The 20,693-nt window shown below is 71.4% G+C and carries 19 protein-coding genes and 3 pseudogenes; 11 read left to right on the top strand and 11 right to left on the bottom strand.

The window, feature by feature from the left end; genetic code table 11:
- Window positions 1–41 precede the first annotated feature (41 nt).
- The 3 genes and pseudogenes from ACWG52_RS04085 to ACWG52_RS04075 all read left to right on the top strand — a co-directional run bounded on the left by ACWG52_RS04085 (window position 42) and on the right by ACWG52_RS04075 (window position 2,168).
- Window positions 42–827 carry an aquaporin gene (locus ACWG52_RS04085; RefSeq protein ID WP_453127827.1) on the top strand — a complete coding sequence of 262 codons (786 nt, stop codon included), beginning with the start codon at window positions 42–44 and terminating at the stop codon, window positions 825–827.
- 70 nt (window positions 828–897) lie between these two features.
- Window positions 898–1,032 (top strand): annotated as a pseudogene (locus ACWG52_RS04080) (pyridine nucleotide-disulfide oxidoreductase); the annotation flags it as partial.
- A 149-nt stretch (window positions 1,033–1,181) separates the two neighbouring features.
- Complete coding sequence (locus ACWG52_RS04075) at window positions 1,182–2,168, top strand: bile acid:sodium symporter (RefSeq protein ID WP_390165700.1); 987 nt, start codon at window positions 1,182–1,184, stop codon at window positions 2,166–2,168.
- A 142-nt stretch (window positions 2,169–2,310) separates the two neighbouring features.
- Here the strand turns inward: ACWG52_RS04075 and ACWG52_RS04070 are convergent, their stop codons facing one another.
- Together ACWG52_RS04070 and ACWG52_RS04065 are read right to left on the bottom strand one after the other, a co-directional pair.
- On the bottom strand, window positions 2,311–2,805 hold the full coding sequence (locus tag ACWG52_RS04070) for a GNAT family N-acetyltransferase (protein ID WP_390138314.1): 495 nt from the start codon (window positions 2,803–2,805) through the stop codon (window positions 2,311–2,313).
- Window positions 2,802–3,170 carry an ArsR/SmtB family transcription factor gene (locus ACWG52_RS04065; RefSeq protein ID WP_389801355.1) on the bottom strand — a complete coding sequence of 123 codons (369 nt, stop codon included), beginning with the start codon at window positions 3,168–3,170 and terminating at the stop codon, window positions 2,802–2,804. The genes ACWG52_RS04070 and ACWG52_RS04065 overlap by 4 nt, the downstream gene beginning before the upstream one ends.
- A gap of 191 nt (window positions 3,171–3,361) precedes the next feature.
- On the opposite strand from ACWG52_RS04065, the gene ACWG52_RS04060 reads away from it, so the two are divergent.
- The gene (locus ACWG52_RS04060) at window positions 3,362–4,732 is read left to right on the top strand and encodes an NAD(P)-binding domain-containing protein (protein WP_389801357.1); all 1,371 of its coding nucleotides are present in this window, start codon (window positions 3,362–3,364) and stop codon (window positions 4,730–4,732) included.
- A gap of 1 nt (window position 4,733) precedes the next feature.
- Complete coding sequence (locus ACWG52_RS04055) at window positions 4,734–5,966, top strand: MFS transporter (RefSeq protein WP_389801360.1); 1,233 nt, start codon at window positions 4,734–4,736, stop codon at window positions 5,964–5,966.
- 3 nt (window positions 5,967–5,969) lie between these two features.
- Here the strand turns inward: ACWG52_RS04055 and ACWG52_RS04050 are convergent, their stop codons facing one another.
- From ACWG52_RS04050 to ACWG52_RS04040, 3 genes are all read right to left on the bottom strand, one after another.
- Window positions 5,970–7,061: a hypothetical protein gene (locus ACWG52_RS04050; RefSeq protein ID WP_389801363.1), complete on the bottom strand. Its 1,092-nt coding sequence runs from the start codon at window positions 7,059–7,061 to the stop codon at window positions 5,970–5,972.
- Between the two features lie 98 nt (window positions 7,062–7,159).
- Window positions 7,160–7,942: an aldo/keto reductase gene (locus tag ACWG52_RS04045; RefSeq protein ID WP_389801366.1), complete on the bottom strand. Its 783-nt coding sequence runs from the start codon at window positions 7,940–7,942 to the stop codon at window positions 7,160–7,162.
- A gap of 78 nt (window positions 7,943–8,020) precedes the next feature.
- A complete protein-coding gene (locus tag ACWG52_RS04040) occupies window positions 8,021–8,374 on the bottom strand; it encodes a PCC domain-containing protein (protein WP_389801369.1) in 354 nt (117 codons plus the stop codon).
- 209 nt (window positions 8,375–8,583) lie between these two features.
- On the opposite strand from ACWG52_RS04040, the gene ACWG52_RS04035 reads away from it, so the two are divergent.
- A complete protein-coding gene (locus ACWG52_RS04035) occupies window positions 8,584–9,258 on the top strand; it encodes an MOSC domain-containing protein (protein ID WP_390138316.1) in 675 nt (224 codons plus the stop codon).
- Window positions 9,259–9,275: 17 nt separating this feature from the next.
- Here the strand turns inward: ACWG52_RS04035 and ACWG52_RS04030 are convergent, their stop codons facing one another.
- Entirely contained in the window at window positions 9,276–10,274 is a 999-nt protein-coding gene (locus ACWG52_RS04030; RefSeq protein ID WP_390138318.1) for a phosphotransferase family protein, read from the bottom strand.
- 43 nt (window positions 10,275–10,317) lie between these two features.
- On the opposite strand from ACWG52_RS04030, the gene ACWG52_RS04025 reads away from it, so the two are divergent.
- Together ACWG52_RS04025 and ACWG52_RS04020 are read left to right on the top strand one after the other, a co-directional pair.
- Window positions 10,318–11,619 carry an aminotransferase class I/II-fold pyridoxal phosphate-dependent enzyme gene (locus ACWG52_RS04025; protein WP_389803272.1) on the top strand — a complete coding sequence of 434 codons (1,302 nt, stop codon included), beginning with the start codon at window positions 10,318–10,320 and terminating at the stop codon, window positions 11,617–11,619.
- 6 nt (window positions 11,620–11,625) lie between these two features.
- A complete protein-coding gene (locus ACWG52_RS04020) occupies window positions 11,626–13,476 on the top strand; it encodes an FAD/NAD(P)-binding protein (RefSeq protein WP_453127821.1) in 1,851 nt (616 codons plus the stop codon).
- Window positions 13,477–13,524: 48 nt separating this feature from the next.
- Here ACWG52_RS04020 and ACWG52_RS04015 read toward each other — a convergent pair whose 3' ends face one another.
- The 3 genes and pseudogenes from ACWG52_RS04015 to ACWG52_RS04005 form a co-directional block, all read right to left on the bottom strand.
- The gene (locus tag ACWG52_RS04015; RefSeq protein WP_453127819.1) at window positions 13,525–14,253 is read right to left on the bottom strand and encodes a TolB family protein; all 729 of its coding nucleotides are present in this window, start codon (window positions 14,251–14,253) and stop codon (window positions 13,525–13,527) included.
- An 80-nt stretch (window positions 14,254–14,333) separates the two neighbouring features.
- A complete protein-coding gene (locus ACWG52_RS04010; protein ID WP_453127817.1) occupies window positions 14,334–15,602 on the bottom strand; it encodes a serine/threonine-protein kinase in 1,269 nt (422 codons plus the stop codon).
- A gap of 231 nt (window positions 15,603–15,833) precedes the next feature.
- A pseudogene (locus ACWG52_RS04005) lies at window positions 15,834–16,103 on the bottom strand (PRC-barrel domain containing protein); the annotation flags it as partial.
- 120 nt (window positions 16,104–16,223) lie between these two features.
- On the opposite strand from ACWG52_RS04005, the gene ACWG52_RS04000 reads away from it, so the two are divergent.
- Both ACWG52_RS04000 and ACWG52_RS03995 read left to right on the top strand, forming a co-directional pair.
- Entirely contained in the window at window positions 16,224–16,538 is a 315-nt protein-coding gene (locus ACWG52_RS04000) for a hypothetical protein (protein WP_389801383.1), read from the top strand.
- Window positions 16,539–16,837: 299 nt separating this feature from the next.
- The gene (locus ACWG52_RS03995) at window positions 16,838–17,953 is read left to right on the top strand and encodes a glutamate--cysteine ligase (RefSeq protein WP_389801386.1); all 1,116 of its coding nucleotides are present in this window, start codon (window positions 16,838–16,840) and stop codon (window positions 17,951–17,953) included.
- Window positions 17,954–17,967: 14 nt separating this feature from the next.
- Here the strand turns inward: ACWG52_RS03995 and ACWG52_RS03990 are convergent, their stop codons facing one another.
- Window positions 17,968–19,557 (bottom strand): phytoene desaturase family protein, encoded by a 1,590-nt coding sequence (locus ACWG52_RS03990; RefSeq protein WP_453127814.1) that lies wholly within the window; start codon window positions 19,555–19,557, stop codon window positions 17,968–17,970.
- Window positions 19,550–20,002, bottom strand: a complete 453-nt coding sequence (locus ACWG52_RS03985) for an SRPBCC family protein (RefSeq protein WP_453127812.1) — start codon at window positions 20,000–20,002, stop codon at window positions 19,550–19,552. The genes ACWG52_RS03990 and ACWG52_RS03985 overlap by 8 nt, the downstream gene beginning before the upstream one ends.
- 247 nt (window positions 20,003–20,249) lie before the next feature.
- Here ACWG52_RS03985 and ACWG52_RS03980 point away from each other — a divergent pair.
- A pseudogene (locus ACWG52_RS03980) lies at window positions 20,250–20,660 on the top strand (MSMEG_6728 family protein); the annotation flags it as partial.
- Window positions 20,661–20,693: the final 33 nt, after the last annotated feature.

Below are 20,693 nucleotides of genomic sequence, written 5' to 3'. Positions count from 1 at the left end.
GGCCTGTCCGCAAAGTCCCGCCTGCCCGAGGAGAACCAGCCTTGACCGCCACCACGCCCGTCGGCACCCCGATACCTGCCGACGCGCCCGAGCCGGTGCCCGGCGCGACCCCGACCCGCACCCCGCTGATCGCCCGCGCCGCCGCCGAGCTGGTCGGCACCGCGGCCCTCGTCGCGGTCGTCGTCGGCTCGGGCATCCAGGCCACGAAGCTCACCCAGGACGTGGCCCTGCAGCTGCTGGCCAACTCCACCGCCACCGTCTTCGGGCTCGGTGTCCTCATCGCGCTCCTCGGCCCGGTCTCCGGCGCCCACTTCAACCCGGTCGTGACGCTGGCCGAGTGGTGGACCGCCCGCCGTGGCGGCGCCGGCGTCACCGCCCGCGAGGTCGCCGTCCACGTGCCGTCGCAGATCGTCGGCGCGATCGCGGGCGCGGTCCTGGCGGACGCGATGTTCGGCGAGCCGCTGGTCAAGTGGTCCACCCACGACCGCTCCGCCGGGAACCTCCTCCTCAGCGAGGTCGTCGCCACCGCGGGCCTGATCCTGCTGATCTTCGGCCTGGCCCGCACCGACCGCCTCCGCTTCGCCCCGGTCGCCGTCGCCTCCTACATCGGCGCCGCCTACTGGTTCACCTCCTCCACCTCGTTCGCCAACCCGGCGGTCACCATCGGCCGCGCCTTCACCGACACCTTCGCGGGCATCGCACCGGCCTCGGTGCCCGGCTTCATCGGCATGCAGCTCATCGGTGCGGTGGTGGGCCTGGCTCTGGTGGCGGTCATCTTCCTGCACGGCAAGACCGACAAGACCGAACAGGCCCAGCCCGCCGCATGACACGGCGCACGTCGTCTCGTACCTGACCGACCACGAGAAGCGGTACGGACTCACCGTCCGGCGCGGGGTGTGGGCCGACGGTGCGGCCGCGCAGGCCGCCGCGATCATCTGGTGCACCGGATTCCGCCCGGCTCCGGCCCACTTCGCCCCGCTCAAGCTGCGCGGCACCCGCGGCTACCTCGCAACCGTGGGCACTCGCGCCGTCGACCGAGCCGGGGCCGTCGACGTGGGCCTGCCCCCCCGTCGCCCGCGGACGGACACGGCCGCTTGCCACAATGAGCCGGGCACGGGCCCTGGCCCGGGCAGGGGGTCGCCGCAGGATCGAGCACGCACGTACAGCAAGGAGCCGCCGGGGTGTCCCAGGAGCCGCAGGGTCCGGTCGCGCGCATGGAGCACCACCAGGTCCCGATCTACCTCGGCGCCATGGCCTTGGGCGCACTCCTCGGCCTGGCGGCGCCCTCGGCCGGACCGGGACTGGAACACGCCATCAACCCCGTCCTCGGGGCACTCCTCTTCGTGACCTTCCTCCAGGTCCCGGCCGGCGACCTGGTCCGCTCCCTGCGCGACGGCCGGTTCCTGTCCGCGGCCCTGGTCGTGAACTTCGTCGTCGTCCCTCTGGTCGTCGCCGCGATGTTCACGTTCCTGCCCGCCGACCAGGCCGTCCGCATCGGCGTCCTGCTGGTCCTGCTCTGCCCGTGCGTGGACTACGTGATCGTCTTCAGCAGCCTGGCCGGCGGCGACAGCCGCCGGCTCCTGGCGGCCACCCCGCTCCTGCTCGTCACGCAGATGCTGCTCCTGCCCGGACTGCTGTACCTGTTCATGGGCCCCGACCTGGGCGACATCGTCCAGGCCGGCCCGTTCCTACAGGCCTTCCTCTTCCTCATCGTGATCCCCCTGGTGCCGGCCTGGGCCCTCCAGGCGTGGGCGGCCCGCGCAGTGGCAGGGCAGAAGGTGTCGGAGGCGGCCACGACGACGATGGTGCCGTTGATGGCCGCCACCCTCATCACCGTGGTCGCCTCCCAGGTCCCCCAGCTCGGCGGAAGTCTCGGCGACGTCGCGGCCGTCATCCCCTTCTACGCCGGGTTCCTCGTGGTCATGGCCTTCGCCGGACGCCTCGTCGCGCGCCTCTTCCGCCTCGGGACGCCCGCTGCCCGCGCGATCGTCTTCACCGGGGCGACCCGCAACTCCCTGGTCGTACTGCCCCTGGCCCTCGCCCTCCCCGACGAACTCGCGGTCGTGGCGGTCGTCGTGGTCACCCAGACCCTGGTCGAGGTCATCGGCATGGTCGCCTGCGTGCGCTTGGTGCCCCGTCTGGTTCCGGAGCCGGTCACGGTGCAGTGAGGACGGTCCGGATCGCGCCTTCGGAGCCGGTGCCGGGGTCGGCGGCGCTCCCGACGATCGTGCTGCTCTTCGGCGAGGACATCGAGACCACCGGGAGCCTCGCCCGTCACGACCGACTGCGCCGAGACGCCTCGGCACGTGTTCAGGCGATCAGAGGGCTCCGGCGTTCCAGCAGGACCACGTCCCGCCAGGCCCCGTGGTGGCGGCCGATCCGCTCTCGGGTGCCGATGACGCGGAAACCGGCCCGTGCGTGGACGGCGAGGCTGGCGGTGTTCTCGGGGAAGATCCCGGACTGGATGGTCCAGATGCCGGCCGCCTCCGTCGAAGCGATCAGCGCGTCCAGGAGGGCGCGGGCGACGCCGCGGCCGCGGGCGTCGGGGTGGACGTAGACGGAGTGCTCGACCACGCCCGCGTACGCGCACCGGTCCGAGACCGCGCTCGCCGCCACCCACCCCAGCACGGCGCCGTCGTCGAGGGCGACGAAGCGGTGGCCGGGCAGCTTGGCCTTGTCGAACGCGGCCCAGTCCGGGGCCTGCGTCTCGAAGGTCGCGTTGCCCTCGTCGATCCCGGCCTGGTAGATGCCCAGCACCTGTTCGGCGTGCTCGGCAAGCAGCGCCTCGATGCGCACCACGGTCATGCCGTCTTCGCGGGGCCGGCCAGCAGCGCGCCCATGGCGGCGAGCACGGACGGCTCGACCCGGTAGTAGACCCACGTGCCCCGGCGCTCGGAGGACAGCAGGCCGGCCTCTTTCAGTTTCTTCAGGTGGTGGGAGACGGTGGGCTGCGAGACGCCGACGTCGGAGATGTCGCACACGCATGCCTCTCCGCCCGTGTGGGAGGCGACGGCGGAGAACAGGCGCAGGCGCACGGGGTCACCGAGGGCCTTGAACATCTTCGCCGCGACCTCGGCCTCCTCGGCCGACATGGGGCGCTCGTTCAGCGGGGGGCAGCAGGCCGCGACGACGTCGGGCTCCAGCAGCGGCAGAACCTTCGCATTCGACATGTGTCTATGTTGACACACGTCGAAACAAGAGTGTTGGTTCGATGTATGTCTATGTTGACGGCTGTCGATACAAGTGCCATGCTGATCGCGTAAGGCATAGACAAACTTCGATATGCGTCGGCTGCTGCCGGCGCGACCCGACGTCCTTGTCCGTCCACCCGCCCACCTGCGCGAAGACCCGGAGCCATGCCATGAGCGAGACCACCACCGAGCTGCCCGTAGTCGTCATCGGAGCCGGCCCCGCCGGACTCGCGGCCGCCGCCCATCTCCTCGACCGGGACATCGCTCCCCTCGTCCTGGAAGCCGGTCCGCTCGCCGGGGCCGCCGTGCGCGAGTGGGCCCACGTACGGCTGTTCTCCCGCTGGGGCGAGCTCGTCGACCCGGCCGCCGAGAAGCTCCTCGCCCCGACCGGCTGGACCGAGCCCGCCGAGGACACCTACCCCACCGGCGGGGACTGGGCCGAGCGCTACCTCCAGCCGCTGGCCGACGTACTCGGTGAGCGGGTCCGCTACGGAGCGCGCGTCACCGGCGTCTCCCGCACCGGCCGTGACCGCATCGTCGACGCGGACCGCGACACCCAGCCCTTCGTCGTCCACTACGAGAGTGCTGACGGCCACGAGCACCGCCTCTTCGCCCGTGCCGTCATCGACGCCTCCGGAACCTGGTCCACTCCCAGCCCCGCCGGCGCAAGCGGACTCGCCGCCCTCGGCGAGAAGGCCGCCGCCGACCGCATCACCCACCGCGTCCCGGACCTGAAGGACCCCACCGTCCGCGCCCGCTACGCCGGGAAGCGCACCGCGGTCATCGGCTCCGGCGCCTCCGCGTTCACCGCCCTCGCCTATCTCGCCGATCTCGCCGAGTCCGACGACGGCCAAGGAACCCACGCCACATGGATCCTGCGCCGCGGGATCTCCGGCTCCACCTTCGGCGGCGGCGAAGCCGACCAACTCCCCGCCCGCGGCGCCCTCGGCCTGGCGGCCAAGGCAGCCGTCGACGGCGGCCACGCCGACGCGGTCACCGGCTTCCGCACCGACACCGTCGAGCGCACCGAGGACGGCCACGTGATCCTCATCGGTGAGGACGGCCGCCGCCTCGACCCGGTCGACGAGGTCATCGTCCTCACCGGCTTCCGCCCCGACCTGTCCTTCCTGGACGAACTGCGCCTCGGTCTCGACGAGCGCCTCCAGGCCCCGACCGCGCTCGCCCCGCTGATCGACCCGAACCAGCACTCCTGCGGCACGGTCTACCCGCACGGCGTGAACGAGCTGTCCCACCCCGAGAAGGACGTCTACCTCGTCGGCATGAAGTCCTACGGCCGCGCCCCCACCTTCCTCGCCATGACCGGCTACGAACAGGTCCGCTCCGTCGCCGCCCACCTCGCAGGCGACCACGAAGCCGCCGAGCGCGTCGAACTCACCCTTCCCGAGACCGGGGTGTGCGGCGGCGCGGGCCTCTTCGACGAGCCCGCCGCCGCGGAGGAGACCGGTGGCGGGTGCTGCGCGGCACCTGCCACCCTCACCCTCGGTGCCGCCCCCGCTCCCGCCTCCTCAGGCGGCTGCTGAGGTGAGCGACCTCCGAAGCGGCGTGGCCGCGACCGGGACGGAGGTCCGGTCGCGGCCACGCGCCGTCCTGCCCGCCCTCTGCCTCACCCAGATCACCAGCTGGGGCATCGTCTACTACGCCTTCCCCGTCCTCAATCCCGCCATCACCGCCGACACCGGCTGGAGCGCGGGCGCGACCACCGCGGCGTTCTCCGCCGCCCTCGTCGTCTCCGCCGTCGCCGGGATCTACGTCGGCCGCGTCCTGGACCACCGCGGCCCCCGCACCGTCATGACGGCCGGCTCCGTCCTCGGATCCCTGAGCCTGCTGGTCATTGCCGCGGCCCCCGACCTGGCCGTCTTCTTCACCGGATGGCTGCTCGCCGGAGCGGCCATGGCCGCCGTCTTCTACCAGCCCGCCTTCGCCGCCCTCACCCGTTGGTGGGCACCCGACCACATCCGCGCACTCACCGTCGTCACCCTCGCCGGCGGACTCGCCTCCACCGTCTTCGCCCCCCTGACCGCGATCCTCGCGGGCCACATGTCCTGGCGCGCCACCTACGTGGTGCTCGCCGGCATCCTCGCCGTCCTGACCGTCCCCGCCCACGCGATCGCGTTGAAAGCCCCCTGGCCACCGGCCCCGCCGAGCCCGCCGCACATCACCGGCGGCCACGAGCAGGTCGTACGCAGCCGGGCGTTCCGGATGTCGGCCGTCACCTTCACCCTGTCCGCGTTCGCGATGTACGCCGTCGTCATCGGCCTCGTCCCCCTCCTGATGGAACGCGGCTACACCACCACCCAGGCCGCGTGGGCCCTCGGCCTCGGCGGCGCCGGCCAGACCCTCGGTCGCACCCTGTACGCGAGCCTCGCCCGCCATCTCGGCGTCACCGCCCGCACCGTCACCCTGATCGCCCTCGGCGCCCTCACCACCGCGGCCCTCGCCACCGTGGCCGGCCCCTACGCGCTCCTCGTCTCCGTATCCGTCCTCGCCGGCGTGATCCGCGGCAACCTCACCCTGCTGCAGGCCACCGCCGTCACCGACCGTTGGGGCGCCACCCACTACGGTCGACTCTCCGGCCTTCTCGGCGCACCGGCCCATGCCGCAGCCGCCCTCGCCCCGTTCGCCGGTGCGGTCCTGGCCGGGCCCCTCGGCGGGTACCCCGCGCTGTTCGTACTGCTCGCGGGGCTGTCGATCATCGCCGCTGTCACAGCACTCGGGACGCGTACTCGTCCGGTCATCGGCCCGAGCGGCGGATGACCTTCAGCGTTCCTCGGCCTCCGCCGCGGGGAGCCGCCCGCCACGGACGAAGGCGCGTATGCCGGCAGCCCGGCGGTCCCGTATGGCCCGCAGGATGGACAGGGCGTGGTCGCGGCTGCTCGCGTTCTGGATCAGGGACTTGGCATGGCCCACGACGGGTTCGACCAGGCAGACGTGGTTCTCGCAGTCGAGGAGATCGGCCTCCAGCAGAGCCTCGCGGGCGAAGGCCAGATCGGGCTCGGCGTCGGCCAACTCCCGGATGTCGAGCGGGACCTCGGTCAGCAGACGCGATATCTGCGACCGATACGCCTTGTATTCGAGGTGCATCCGTCCGCTGAGCGGGGCGGAGGTCATCGGCGGCGCCATCGACGGTCGGAGCACGTCGTTGTAGAACCACGAGGGGAGCGCCAAGGCATGGGCGCGGGCGGCCGAGAAGCCGTTCACATAGACAGTGGCGCGACGGATGTGCGCCGTGGCCGTCGCCACGTCGTGGTCGTGCAGGTTCTCCACGGCCCGGCCGATGGCCAAGGCGGCGTGCACATTGAAAAGGGCATGCAGCTGATGGGCGCTGATCCAGCGGGAGAACCAATGCTGGGACGTCTGTTCCGGAAGCTCCCCGCCCGGTGACCCGGACCCGTCCACCGATGCCGCGTCGCCCGGGGCGCCCTGGTCGATGAGCACCTGCCGGATCGCCGCCGTCTCCCGCGTCGTACTGGCTCCGGCCAGTGGCGCCGAACGCAGATCGTCGAGCGACCGCACGAGAATGCCGATCGCCTGGACGGACGCCTGAGCGGAATCCAGATCGGCGGTGCGTATCCGGAAGTACTGCTGGACGAGCGACTTCGCCGCGAACTCCTCGCCACTGCTGCCCGGTTGGCCGCCCAGGAGGGATTCCAGTCGTTCCAGTGGGGCCAGCGCCGCGCAGAGGCTCGCCTCTCTCAGCTGCGGACCGCCGAATGCCGAAAGCCGGTCGAGGGCGCCGGCCGCCTGACCGGCAAGCCCCGCCGCGTCCTCGATCTCGGAGAAGGCAGGGCCGCCCTTACAAGGCGTCAAGGGTTCAGGCAGTACGACGATCGGCGGCAACAGACTCTTCACAGTTCCATGTCCACCCTTCCGGGATCAGTGCACGGCGTTGTCGAGGCAGGCCACGGGCGGCCCCGGCCGGATGAACCGCACCCCCCGGCGAGCCTCTCTCAGACGGTCTCCGGATCCTCGCCGAGGCGCTCTCCGGAGTTCAGCAGCCCCAGTTCCGACATGTCACCGTCGTCCAGCGCGAAGTCGAAGACGGCGGCGTTCTCGACGATGCGCGACGGAGTCGCCGACTTGGGGATCACGATGTTTCCCAACTGGACATGCCACCGGAGGACGACCTGCGCCGGTGTGCGCCCGTGCTTGTCGGCGACCGCGCGAAGGCGCGGATCGCCCAGAAGGTCCGGACCCCGCCCCAAAGGCTTCCACGCCTCCGTGGCGATGCCGTGCTCGGAGTGGAAGGCACGGAGGTCGGCCTGCTGGAAGCCGGGGTGCAACTCGATCTGGTTGACGGCCGGCACGACGCCGGTCTCGTCGATGAGTCTGACCAGGGCCCGCACCGGGAAGTTGGAGACACCGATCGCCCGGACCCGGTCATCCGCACAGAGCTTTTCGAGGGCCCGCCATGCCTCGACGTATCTGTCCTGCCGGAATACGGGCCAGTGCACGAGGTACAGGTCGACGTACTGCAGCCCCAGCTCGGACAGGCTGGCATCGAAGGCCCGCAGCGCCCTGTCGTGGGCGTGCTCCGTGTTCCCCAGCTTGGTGGTGACGAACAATTCCTCGCGGTCGACACCTGATCGGCGTATCGCCCGGCCGACCGCTGCCTCGTTGTCGTACTGCGACGCGGTGTCCACGCTCCGGTAGCCGGCCGAGAGGGCGGAAAGGACAGCGGCCTCTCCCTCGGGCCCCTTCAAGCGCCATGTCCCCAGCCCTACTCGCGGCATGCGGACGCCATTGTTGAGAACGGCTTCTCGAAGTATCGGCCCGGTCGCCGTCACGTGAACCGCCCCTCCCTCCGTGCTTCAGCCCAGCGGCACGACGTACGCGTTGGTCGTCTCGTTTCCGGTGGTGGCCCAGTGCAGATGCCCGGACACGGCCCGATTCCCCTCGGCACCCAGTACCGCGTGAATGTGTACCTTTCCGTCCCTGATCTCGCCGTTCCCGCTCAGCTCAAGAGCCTCGGAGTATTCGACGACGATGTCATGGGTCGCGTCCTCCTTTTCCATGGTGCTCACAGCGCATTTCAGCACCATCCCGATGAGCGATACGACGGCGCCGTCCTTCACTCCCTGTTCTGCGGCCTTGCGGGCGATCGTCCCGATAACTTCTTCACCTGGAGCTATGGGTATCAGTAGCACTTCGGCTGCTTTCTCCATGCTGTCGTCAAGAGGCGTCTTCCTTCCAATGGCGGACGCTTCGCCATCCTTGCCGCTCCCTTATAGGTTGGCAAGCCCGTGACCGAAAAGGCGTACCCGAGTCGGCCATATGAGAGTGGTGCGAGGGAAATTGATGCACTCCTGCCGCTCCCGCAACATCACCACTCAGGAGAATCATCCAGCGTGCTCCGAGCTCGTATGCTCCGGGAATGGGCACCCTACTGTCGCTCAACGTCGGCCGGGCTCACCGACCGGCACACGCACGCACGCAGGAGACCGCCATCGGCAAACGCCCGGTCGAGGGCCGGGTCGGCATCGCCGCCCCGGGGAAGCGCGGAACCGCGGGGAGTTCGGGAAGCGCGGTGGCCGGCGACCAGGTGTGCGACCTCCGCAACCATGGAGGCGATGATCAGGCCCTCTATGCCTACGGCCGCGAGGAGCTGGATTTCTGGGAGAGAAAGCTCCGACGCGCCCTGCCGAACGGGATCTTCGGCGAGAACCTGACCACCCTCGACGTGCCGACCACCGACGCGCTGATCGGGGAGCGTTGGCAGGTCGGCCCGAAGACGGTGCTGGAGGTCTGCGCGACCCGATTCCCCTGTCGGACCTTCACCGAGTGGATCGGGAGCGAGGACTGGATGACACAGTTCGTCCAGGAGGCTCTGCCCGGTGCGTACTTACGGGTGATCGTGCCCGGCGACATCGGCGCCGGGGACACCATCTCCACCCTCTCGCGCCCGGAGCACGGCGTCACCAGCGGCGTGGTGTTCCGCGCCATGACGCGCGAGCCCGAACTGCTTCCCCTGCTCGCGGAGGTCGAGGCCCTGAGCGCGCACCAGCGCGACAAGGCCGCCCGCCGGGCCCGGGGCGGGGCGCGAATATGACGGGCCCGTGGCCGTCCTCACGGAAGAGCCGCGCCGCGGTCGCACAGATATCGCCTGAGGAACTGCCACGACCTGCGGGTGTCACCGGTGACGCGGTGCGGCCGGCGGAACGCGCCGACGTAGGCCGCGATGTTCTTGAGCTTCCACGCGATGTCGTACAGGGCGAGCGCGTCCGGGGACACGGTCCGGCCCGTCCGGCGGGTGTAGCTCCGGAGCACGTCGGTCGAGCCGGCCGCGACCATCCACAGGTCCCTCTCCGGCGGCGCGAGTTGCACGGTGTCCCAGTCGATCAGCCGGAGGCCGGCGCGGCTGCGCACCAGGTTGCCCGGATGCGGTTCCCCATGGGTCACGACCCAGGCCGCCGCCGTGCTCCGCACTCGACCGACGAGCGCGTCCATGGAGGCGAGCAGCTCACGGACGTACCCGGCGTGCGCGAGGAGCAGCGAGCGAGCCGGTTCGGAGAGCGGGCCACCCGGCCACGGGCCGTCGAGGGCGTCCAACGCCTCTTCGAGGCCGCTTCGGCCAGGCAGGCTCAGATCCGTGCGGGGAGCCCCGGCCGCGGCGAAAGCAGTGGCCGCGTGGAGGTCGGCGAGGAGTTCGACCACCTCCGGCAGGTCCTGCGCGCGGTGCACACCGAAGAGGCCCGCTTCACCGTCCACCATCGGGCGCACGGAGACCGCCTGCCGCGGCGTCACGAGGTGCACCATCGTTCCGGCCCGGGTCGGGAGGGGGGCCACCACGAAGCGCAGACCCGCGTCGCGCCGAAGGACGAGTGCGGTCCGGAAGGCGCTTTCCAGCCGGGTCCGGGCGCCTTCCCTCACATCGCCGCCGGCACTCCCGGAACCGAGGTCGTCGACGGTGACGAACCATGACCGTTCCGCCTCGTCGACCATGACCCAGTGGTAGCTGCCGGCCCCCAGGGGGAGGTACTTCACCGATCCGATGCCGATCGCCCACCCATCGGCCACCGCCGAGATCACCTCGGCCTCGTCCACGCCCTCAGGCTTTTCCTTCATGAGGGGTGATGGTGCTCCTGTGGGCAACCAATAGCCAGTGGAGATGATGCAGTTGGACATCCCAGGTATCACCGACGTGCTTTCTCTCATCGGCAGTCACGACACGAGGGCGCGCCGATCCATCAATTTCACGCCGAGTGAGAACGTCCTGTCACCGCTCGCCCGAGTCCCCTTCGTCTCCGACCTCTACGCACGCTATTTCTTCGACTACTTCCGGACATCCTTCGTCAGCGGCCTCGACGCCGGACGTGTGCAGATGGAGATCCTCGAACCGATTCTGCGACAGATGGCCCGGGCCGAGTACGTCGACGTGCGCCCGATGTCGGGCATGAATTGCGCGACGATCGCGATCGCCGGCTTGTGCCGGAGCGGGCAGACGATGCTGACCGTACCCGTGGAGGGCGGTGGCCACACGAGTACGGCGGCCATAGCGGACCGCCTCGGCGTGAGGACCTTGCCCGTCCCCATGCGCGACACGCATTTCGTCGACGTGGAGCGGCTCGACCGGCTGATCGCCGCCGAGCGGCCGGCACTTGTCTACTTCGACCAGTCGAGCCTGCTGTTCCCGGCGGACCCGCGGCCGATCCGCGAAGTCATCGACCGCCGGTCGCCCCGGACGGTCCTCTACGTCGACTCCAGCCACACCAACGGCCTCATACTGGCCGGGGCGTTGCCCAGCCCGCTGGATCGGGGGGCGCACGCCTTCGGCGGTTCCACCCATAAGACGCTACCCGGTCCGCACAAGGGGTTCGTGGCGACGAACGATCCCGAACTACGCGATCGTATCGCCTCGATCGCTTACCACTTCGTCAGTCAGCACCATCTCGCGGCGGCCGTCTCCCTCGCCATCACGTTGATCGAGATGCGGGACTGCGGCGGAAAGGAGTACGCGTCGCGCGTCCTGGAGAACGCTCAGCGATTCGCGCGGGGACTCTCCGACCGTGGGATTCCGGTGGTCAGGACCGAGCAGGGTTTCACCCGCTGTCATCAGGTGTGGGTCCTGCCCCCACCGGGGACCGACGCGGCCGCCCTCTCCCGGCGCCTTTACGGACAGGGCCTCCTGGTGAATCTCTTCCCGGACCTTCCGGGCGTCAGCCGCCCGGTCTTCCGTATGTCGATGGCCGAGATGACCCGATGGGGCGGAACCGAGCGCGAGGTGGACGACCTGGTCGACATCTTCGCCGAGCTGCTGGGCGCAGGACGCGACGATCTCCGGGCGGAGGTGGCCGACGTCAAGTCGAGGTTGGCGAAGCCGCGTTACTGCTACGACTACGACCAGCTCGCGGCCATGGGCGTCGACAGCGGCCTGCTGAGCCTCTTCCAGCGCATCGAGCAGAATGCGTAGGCACCGGTGACGCGCCCCGCCGAGGTCGTCATCGTCGGGGGAGGACCACGGGCGACCGGTGTGCTGGAGAGACTCCTCGCCAACGTCCCCGGGATGCTCCCCGCCCGGGAACTGCACGTGCATGTCGTGGACCCGTATCCACCGGGTGCCGGACGCGTCTGGCGTGCCGGGCAGTCGCCGCTCATGTGGGTCAACGTTCCGACCCGGGACATCACGATGTTCACCGACGAGACGGTCCGGTGCGACGGTCCGCTCCGACCCGGGCCGTCGCTGGACGAGTGGGCGGGGACGTCCCGCGAGCGCGGCGCGGACGAGGAGGGGATCTACGCAGGCCGCCTGCTCCAAGGCGCCTACCTGTCCTGGGTGTTCGGCCGGACCGTCGCGGAGCGGCCGAACAACGTCCGCGTATCGGTGCACACGACCCGCGCCACCGGGTTGACCGGCGGGCCCGACGGCAGACAGCAGGTGCGGCTCGCCGACCGCGACCAGTGCCTCCCGGCGGACGTCGTCATCCTGGCTCTGGGGCACCTCGACGGCGGACAGGACCGACAAGCCTCCGAGCTGGGGGCCTTCGCGGACCGGCACGGGCTGACGTACGTGCCGCGCGCGTATTCGGCCGATGTGGACCTGTCCGTGCTCCGACCACGGGAGAAGGTCATCGTCCGGGGCTTCGGCCTGGCGTTCGTGGACCTCGCCGTCCTGTTGACCGAGGGCCGGGGCGGCGCCTACCGCGTCGGGGGCGACGGCCGACTGCACTACCTGGCCTCCGGCGAGGAGCCTCGGCTGTACGTGGGTTCGAGGCGCGGCGTGCCGTACCGGACCAAGATCTCGTACCGGCCGTCCGGCGCTCCCGCGGCGCTGCCCCGGTTCTTCGACGGGGCCGCGCTCCAGCATCTGCCGTCCCAGGAGATGGACTTCCGTACCGAGTTGTGGCCGCTGATGGCCAAGGAGATCGGCTGGGCCCACTACCACGAGCTGTTCACGGCCCACCGGGACCGCGTGGCGGTCGACTGGGTGGACTTCTCGACCCGCTACGCCGCCTCCGACTGGAACTCACGCCGATCGGAGGCGCACATCGAGGCGTGCGTCCCCGACCCGTCGGACCGGCTCGACCTCGGTCGGCTCGACAGGCCGCTCCGCGGCGTGTGGTACGAGAGGTTCGCCGACCTCCAGGCCCATGTGCGCGGCCATATCTCCGCCGATGTCGCACGGCGCGGCCAGGGTGCGCACAGCGCCGACCTCGGCACGGTGTGGGGACTGAAGTCGGTCTCGGGGCAGTTGGCCACCCTCCTCGGTGCCGGTCGGCTCTCGGCGCGTTCCGAGGCGAACGACGTGGCCGGCTGGTGGAAGGGGTTCTACGACTACGTCTGCAGCGGTCCTCCCGGCCCCCGGGCACGCCAACTGGTCGCCCTGTCGGAAGCCGGCGTCCTGAACTTTCTGGGGTCCGGGATGTGGCTGGTCCCCGATGAGAGCCGCGGCGTGTTTCGGGCAGGCAGCGCCAACACGGCACACACCGTGGAGGCGACGTCGTTCGTGGAGGCACGACTGCCGCAATCCGAACTGAGGCGCTGCCCGGACACCCTGCTGAGGGGGTTGCTCGACCGCGGCGAGGCCGTCGAACACGTCGTCACGGACCAGGACGGCTTCGCCCACCGGTCCGGCCTGCTGCGCGTCTCACCCGATGACTTCCGCGTGGTCGACGCCTCGGGCCGGCCCCATCCGCGGCGCCACGCGCTGGGCCCGTTCACGAGTGTCCGCCACTTCGCCACCTTCGGCCGCCCGCGGGCCAACGGCCTGTCCTTCCGGCAGAACGACGCGCTGGCCCGGCACGCGCTGCGTACCCTCGGCGGTGACTGAGCCCACCTGGCCGGAGCCAGGAGGGCTGAACCACGGCGTCCCACACGCTCAGCGCCAGGAGGGATGCCCCTCGGAGGCGGCACCGGTGGTGAGCGCGTGCTCGCCGGTCTTGTCCGCGCGCACGGCCCAGATGACGGGCTGCTCGTACGGGCCGCGGACGAAGGCCACCCACGTGCCGTCGGCGGACCAGGTGGGGTCCATCTCGTGGGCGGCGGTGGAGATCAGTTCACGATCGTTGCTTCCGTCGGAGTTCACGAGGCGGATGTCGCCCTGGGTGCCCGTGCCGTAGGTCCCCGCCGTGTAGGCGAGGGTGGCTCCGTCGGGTGACCACACCGGGTCGAGTGCCGCGTGGGGCAGGCGGGTCACCTGCTGCGGGGCGCGGTCCGGGGCGTCGGGATCGACCGTGTGGATCTGCCAGTTCTCGGGATCCGTCACCAGGCAGACCGCGATGCTCTTGCCGTCCGGCGACCACGCGGGATCCTCGACCTGGCTCGTGCCCGAGGTGAGCTGGCGAGCCGCGCCGTCGGCGACGCCGACCACGAACAGCTGCTGTACGCCGTCCTTCTTGCGCAGCACGGCGAGCCGGCTGCCGTCCGGCGACCAGGACACCCTGCCACCGGCGATGGAGGTGATCCGGCGCGCGTTGGAACCGTCGGCGTTGGCGGTCCAGACGGCCGTGCCCTCGGACGTGGTGCGGGTGAACGCGAACGACCTGCGGTCGGGGGACCACTGGGGCAGGACGTCGCATGTGCCTGCGCCGCCCGGGATGAGCGCCACGGGCTTCTCCGCCGAGGCGTCCCGGCGGGCGATGACGCTGCGGCACGTCGCGGGCCAGCCCGGGACGGTGTCCTGCCGGATCAGCAGCGGTTCGCTCGGGAACGGTGCCGGGGTCGGTGCGGATTCGGTGGGTGCGGAGCCGAGGCCCTTCGAACCGTCCTTGGTCGAGTCGTTCCAGGGCTGCCACACGAACAGACCGGCGGCCGCCAGGGACGCCACGAGCACCGCGGCCACCACGGCGAGGCGACGCCGGGGCTTCTCCACGACCATGGGCGGCACCTGCGCGGCCGCGGGGTCGGGGAGGGGGCGGGGGTGGGCTGCGCCGCGGGCCCCGTCACGGTGGGCGAGCGTTCGGTACGGGGCTCCGCGACGACGGGTGGGGCATCCGGGAGCGGGACGTCCTTCGAGGCGTCCTCCGGGACGTCGTTCGAGGCGTCCTGCCGGGTCTCCGACGGGCCGTCCGGCGTGGTGGGCCGTACCATCGGCTCCGTCACCGGGAGCAGCTGCGTCGCCGCCTCCGGCAGCCAGGAGTCACCGTCGCGGTGGCGGACGGTGAGGGTGCCGAGGAAAGCGGCCGGCGTGGGCCTTGCCGCGGGGTCCTTGGACAGACAGGCGCCGATGGCTTCGCGGAGTTCGGCGGGCACCGCGGACAGGTCCGGCTCTTCGTGGACCACCTTGTAGTGCCTCGCCGCGGACGGGCCGTCGCCGAAGGGCGTGCCGCCCGCCGCCTGGGTGAGCACCACCCCCAGAGCGAACATGTCGACCGCGGGGGAGAGCGCCCTACCACCGGTGAGCTGCTCGGGTGCCAGGAATCCCGGCGTGCCGATCTGCAGGCCGGTCTGTGTCAGCGCGGTGCCGTCCAGGGCGCGCGCGATGCCGAAATCGATGACGCGCGGCCCGTCCTCGGCCACGATGATGTTCGCGGGCTTCAGATCGCGGTGGATGACCCCCGCCCGGTGGATCGCGTCGAGCGCCTCGGCCAGGCCGGCCGCGAGGACGGTGAGCGTGTCCAGGGGCAGCGATCCGACACGCGCGAGTACCGCTTGCAGGGTGGGGCCGGGCACGAACGCCGTGACCAGCCAAGCCGGCTCCCCGTCCGGGTCCGCGTCCACCACCGGAGCGGTGTGGAAACCGCCGACCCGGCGCGCCGCGGCGACCTCGTCGGCGAACCTGCGCTTGAAGCCGGGCTCGGTGCTCAGCTCGGGACGTACGACCTTGATGGCGACCGCACGACCGGACCGGGAGCGGCCCAGGTAGACCACACCCATGCCTCCCTGACCGAGCCGTCCCACCAGTCGGTAGCGGCCCTCGCCCAGCGAGGTGGGATCCCCCGATTCGAGCGGCTTCATATGTCCCCCGTTTCACACCTTGCGCGATGAACAGCCTCTCCCTACCTGCCGCGCCGTCCACCAGTCAAGCGAGGCCCTCGCGGAGTCCACCAGCCGGGAGCGACGGGGACGTCGAGGAGCAGGAAACCGCAGGGGCCGAAGTCCGCGTACACGCGGGTGGTTGCTGCCGCGACGACGTCGGTCCCGGCACCCTCAGGGGTGCCGGGACCGACGTCGTGGTACGGAAAGGGATCAGGCGGGTCGGCCGCCGAAGGGGGCGCCGGTGCCGTAGTAGGTGCCCAGTTCCTCCCGGTATCCAGCGTCGCCGAGGTGCTTGTCCCGGTGGAACTCGGGTGCGTTCTTGATCTGTTCCTTCGTGCCGGCGACGAAGATCTTCTTGTCGTCGGGGTCGATCCTGACGACCGTGCTCGCCGGCGGCAGGACTTCCTTGCCGAAGATCCATACGCCGGTGTCCACGACCAGGTAGGCGTCACCGACCTCGTCGGAGTGCTTGGCGACCTTCGTCTTCCCCGCTTTCACCGCCGCACGCACCCGCATCTACCGGTGCGGGGGCGGGTGCTGAGGCGATGCCGGGGTAGGCGCGTTTCGACCGGAACCCGAACCGAGGAGGAGACCGCCGCCATGAAGCAGCACACCGCAGAGCAGGCCTCGCTGATCGCCGACCGGATGCGTGGGAAGGCGGAACGCGCCGCCCGACTGGTGCGGGACAGGACCCCCGACCCGGTCCTGGACAAGACCGTTCAGGCTGCCGCACAGGTGTGGGACGGTGCGGCACGCGCCGGCCGGTACGCGGCGGACAAGACCCCCGAACCACTGCTGGAGAAGGCCGCTCGGGCCGCCACGGTCACACGCGGCAACCGCACCGCGCTCCTGCTCGCCGGCGCCGCGGTCATGGGGTTCGTACTGGTCCGCCGCAGCCGTGGACGTCGGCGATGAAGGCTCCACGGTCGGGCGCCGTGGTCGTACGCCGCATGGCCGGCACCCGGCCCGGCTGACGTGCAGGCGGTGCCGGCCCCGTACAGGGGGCGGCACCGCCCTGACTGCCAGGAGCCCGCACGGCGCTGTGCGACGGCATTCTGTTCGGCGGGCGGCGCCTCCCGGCGCCCGATGCTGGACGGGTGCCCGAGCCAGGCGGGCGTCGAAAGGATCAGGATGCCGCGCTTCCGGTGGTGGCATGGTCGAGGGGAGACCGGGCAGGTGCGGGGCATCGGACCGTTCGATCCACAGGCGGCGGCATGCGAAGCGTAGGCGTGGAAGAAGAGCTGCTGCTCGTGGACGCCGACAGCGGTGCCCCGCTCGCCGTGTCGGGAGCGGTGCTGGCGGCCGCGGAGCGCTCGGCCTGGCAGCGCCCCGGCACGAGCGGTCGACGGGACCACGAGTTCGAGAAGGAACTGCAGAAGGAACAGCTGGAGTTCGCCACGAAACCGGTGACCGAGATGGGCGAGCTCCAGGAGGAGATCGTCCGCATCCGCCGCGAGGCGGCCCGCCACGCGGCGAGTGCCGGAGCCGTGGTGGCGGCGGTCGCGACGTCCCCGCTGCCCGTCAAGCCGTCGTTGAGCGTCGGACGACGCTACCGGTGGCTGGGCGAACAGTTCGGACTGACCGCACAGGAGCAGCTGACCTGTGGATGCCACGTCCACGTGTCGGTCGCGTCGGACGTGGAGGGCGTCGCGGTCCTGGACCGCATCAGGCCCTGGACGGCTGTCCTGACGGCGATGAGCGCGAACTCGCCCTTCTGGCAGGGCGAGGACAGCGGGTACGGAAGCTACCGCAGCCGGGTGTGGAACCGATGGCCGTCCGCCGGCCCGGTCGACATCTTCGGCTCCGCCGATCGCTACCACGAGCAGGTCCGCACGATGATCGACACCGGAGTGCTGCGCGACGAGGGAATGATCTACTTCGACGCCCGTCTGTCGGCCACCTATCCCACGGTCGAGGTCCGGGTCGCCGACGTCTGCCTGGATGCCGAGACGCCGGTCCTGCTCGCCGCCCTTGTCCGCGGCCTGGTCGAGACGGCGGCCCGTGTCTGGCAGGACGGGCGGCCTCCGGCCAGGATCGGTACGAGTCTGCTGCGACTGGCGTCCTGGCGGGCCGGACGTTCCGGCCTGGACGGACCCCTGCTGCACCCCGAAACCATGAGGCAGACCTCTCCCGAGGACGCGGTCGAGGCCTTGTACCGGCACGTGCGCGAGGCATTGACGGACCAAGGCGACGACGAGCGGGTCCGGGAAGGCATCGCGCACCTGCACGAACGGGGGAACGGCGCCCGCACGCAGCGTCGGCTGTACGCCGAAGCGCGGGAACTCATGACGGTCGTCACTCGGTGTGCGGAGCTGACGATCGAGCCATGAGGGGCGCGCACGCGTCACACGCGTTGGGCCCGGTGGAGGAGGGCGTGCAGGCCCTGGGCGCGTAGGGCGGCCCGGGCGGCGTTCGCGCCCGGTGCGCCGTGGACGCCGCCGCCGGGGTGGGCGGCCGCGGAGGCGAGGTAGAGGCCCTTGACGGGGGTCTCGGGGCGGCCGGTGCCGGGGGTGGGGCGGAAGATCGCCTGCTGGTGCAGGGCGGTGGTGCCGTTGTTGATGGCGCCGTTGTGCAGGTTCTCGTCCATGGCCTGCAGCGTGGTGGGGGCCAGGACGCGGCGGGCGCCGATGAGCCCGCGGAAGCCGGGTGCGAAGCGTTCCACCTGTGCCTCGACGCGGTCGGCCATGGCTTCCTGGTCGCCGGCGTCCCAGCGCCCGGTGATGTCGTCGGGACCGGCGTCGGAGGTGACGCGCTGTGGGACGTGCGTGTAGGCCCACGCCGATTCCGTGCCGGCCGGGGAGCGGGTCGGGTCCGCGGTGGTCATCTGGCCGAACAGGGCGAACGGCTCGTCGGGTACCTGCCCCATGGCGATCTGGGCTGCGAACCGGGTCAGGCCGTCTACGCCGTCGGCCACGTGGACCGTACCCGCCACGGCGGCCTGCGGCGCCGTCCACGGCACCGGGCCGGTCAGTGCCCAGTCGACCTTGAACGTCGCGAAATCCCACTGGAAGCGTTCCAGGTCCCGCAGGAGGCGGGACGGGAGGTGTTCCTCGCCCACGAGGTCCCGGTACAGGGCCGGCGCCGACGTGTCCGCCAGTACGGCCCGCCGCGCGCCGACGGTTTCCCCGCCCGCGGTCCTGACCCCGACCGCGGCGCCCCCGCGCACGGCGACGGACGCGACGCGCTCCCCGCAGCGCAGCACACCTCCCTTGCTCCGCAGACGGCTCACGAGCGCCGCGGTCAGAGCGGCGGCTCCGCCGACGGGGACCGGGAAGCCGTGGCTCTGCCCGAGCATCGACATGAGCCATCCGAAACCACCGCTGCCCGCCGCCTCGGGGGCCAGGTCGGCGTGCAGCGCGTTGCCGGCCAGGAGGAGCCGGCCCCCGTCCCCGGCGAACCGCTCCTCGCCCAGCCGGCGCACCGGCAGGGCCAGCGTTCTGGCCATCCGCAGCCCTCCGGCGGCGCGGAGCCGCGCGGCCAGCCGCAGCCCGGAGCGGACCGGAGGGAAGGGCGTGAACAGGGCCCGCACGAGGTCCGGCCCCACCCGGGCCCAGGTCCGGTACAAGTCCTCCCAGGCGTCGGCGTCGGCGGCGGCGAAGCCGGCCAGGCCCGCGCAGGTGTCCTGCAGCCGACGCTCCAACACGGCGCACCGGCCGTCCAGCAGCGGGTGGGCCAGTACGGACGGGGCGTGGCTCCATCGCAGCCCCTCGGCGGCGAGGTCGAGACGGGCGAGGACCGGGGAGGCGGCGGCCAGCGGATAGAAGGCGCTGAAGACGTCCGAGACGTAGTCCGGGTGCACCCCACGGTCACTGCGTACGGCCCCTCCGGGCTCCTCCTGCGCCTCCAGGACCTCCACGCTCCACCCGGCGTCGGCCAGCAGGTTCGCGGCCACCAACCCGTTGGGGCCGGCGCCGATCACCACCGCGTCAGGCACGGAGCACCTCGCCGGGCTGTTGCTTCACGACCCTGGCCAGGCGGGGCAGCATGCCCCGGTGCCGCAGCTGCAGGGCCGCTTCGACGACGGAGTTGTGCAGGGAACCTCCCAGGCCGCGCAGGGGGTGCTCGTCGCAGACGACGAGCGTTTCCTCGCCCCACGGCCTGAGCTGGAGGAAGATCCGCGCGGTGCCGAGCGACTTGAACGACGCCTCCAGCTCCAACTCCTTGCCGAGCTCCCTGTGACGTACCGTCGTCACACCTTCGGTTGACCAGGGGCCGAGGCGAACGGTGTAGCGGAGCCGGGATCCGACCTCTGGCCAGAGCTGATCGAGCGGTGTGGACTCGGACGGGCCCACCACCCACTCCCCGTACAGGCTCGGGTCGGCGAGTACGGCCCACACACTCCGTGGGGGACGCCGGATGAGCTGATGACGGACGGCCATGGGGGACTCCTCCTACAACCGGAACGGCATGGACGGGGGATGCGGCGTGCGAGCGGTACCCGAGCGGGGGAGGGCAGGGACGGCGCGGCTCCCGAGGGCGCGTCGCGCGGGCAGTGGCCGGGAGCTTTCATGGTGCGCGTACCCCGATCCCCTCGCATTTCACGCAATTCGGGCCGTTGGTTCCGGTGGCTCTCGTCGCGAGGCCGGGCTCCGGGGCCTCTGCCAGGCTTGCCCTGGGCCCGCAGGGCAGCGGGTCGAGGCCGTGCAGGTACTGCGTGGCCTGATCGTTCCGGGTTACGGATGGCGCAGGCATCCGGCGGTGCGCATGTGGGTGGGGTACGAGGAGGCACTCGTCCGGTACGGGCCGGAGATCTGCGGGGCGTGGACCGCGCAGGGGCACGCCGATACCTGTGCCGTCACCCTGGTCGAGGACTTCGGGGCGTGGCGGCCGGAGGGCACCACCCCACGGACGCAGGCGCAGTCGGCCGTCGACGGGGACCTGCCGCCGTGGCTGGGCGCGCCGGACTTCCATGGAAGCCATCGGTCCACGCTGGTGCGCAAGCCCCCGGCCTTCTACCGGGATCGCTTCCCGGGGGTACCGGACGACCTGCCGTATGTCTGGCCCCGGTCCGACCGGGAGGCGGACGGGCTGCCGTGAGCGCCGGGCCCAGCCGCCGCAGGGGCGGGGGTA

The organism is Streptomyces sp. CLCI03 (genome assembly GCF_053615355.1).
Note: the sequence above shows the minus strand (reverse complement) of the source record. Positions and strands in the feature narration are given on the sequence as shown.

What these genes read in the sequence shown, in the direction of transcription:
- ACWG52_RS04070 (WP_390138314.1), bottom strand. Translation starts at nt 2,805, where the DNA reads ATGACCGTGGTGCGCATCGAGGCGCTGCTTGCCGAGCACGCCGAACAG.
- ACWG52_RS04065 (WP_389801355.1), bottom strand. Translation starts at nt 3,170, where the DNA reads ATGTCGAATGCGAAGGTTCTGCCGCTGCTGGAGCCCGACGTCGTCGCG.
- ACWG52_RS04060 (WP_389801357.1), top strand. Translation starts at nt 3,362, where the DNA reads ATGAGCGAGACCACCACCGAGCTGCCCGTAGTCGTCATCGGAGCCGGC.
- ACWG52_RS04045 (WP_389801366.1), bottom strand. Translation starts at nt 7,942, where the DNA reads ATGCCGCGAGTAGGGCTGGGGACATGGCGCTTGAAGGGGCCCGAGGGA.
- ACWG52_RS04040 (WP_389801369.1), bottom strand. Translation starts at nt 8,374, where the DNA reads ATGGAGAAAGCAGCCGAAGTGCTACTGATACCCATAGCTCCAGGTGAA.
- ACWG52_RS04035 (WP_390138316.1), top strand. Translation starts at nt 8,584, where the DNA reads ATGGGCACCCTACTGTCGCTCAACGTCGGCCGGGCTCACCGACCGGCA.
- ACWG52_RS04030 (WP_390138318.1), bottom strand. Translation starts at nt 10,274, where the DNA reads ATGAAGGAAAAGCCTGAGGGCGTGGACGAGGCCGAGGTGATCTCGGCG.
- ACWG52_RS04025 (WP_389803272.1), top strand. Translation starts at nt 10,318, where the DNA reads ATGATGCAGTTGGACATCCCAGGTATCACCGACGTGCTTTCTCTCATC.
- ACWG52_RS04010 (WP_453127817.1), bottom strand. Translation starts at nt 15,602, where the DNA reads ATGAAGCCGCTCGAATCGGGGGATCCCACCTCGCTGGGCGAGGGCCGC.
- ACWG52_RS04000 (WP_389801383.1), top strand. Translation starts at nt 16,224, where the DNA reads ATGAAGCAGCACACCGCAGAGCAGGCCTCGCTGATCGCCGACCGGATG.
- ACWG52_RS03995 (WP_389801386.1), top strand. Translation starts at nt 16,838, where the DNA reads ATGCGAAGCGTAGGCGTGGAAGAAGAGCTGCTGCTCGTGGACGCCGAC.
- ACWG52_RS03985 (WP_453127812.1), bottom strand. Translation starts at nt 20,002, where the DNA reads ATGGCCGTCCGTCATCAGCTCATCCGGCGTCCCCCACGGAGTGTGTGG.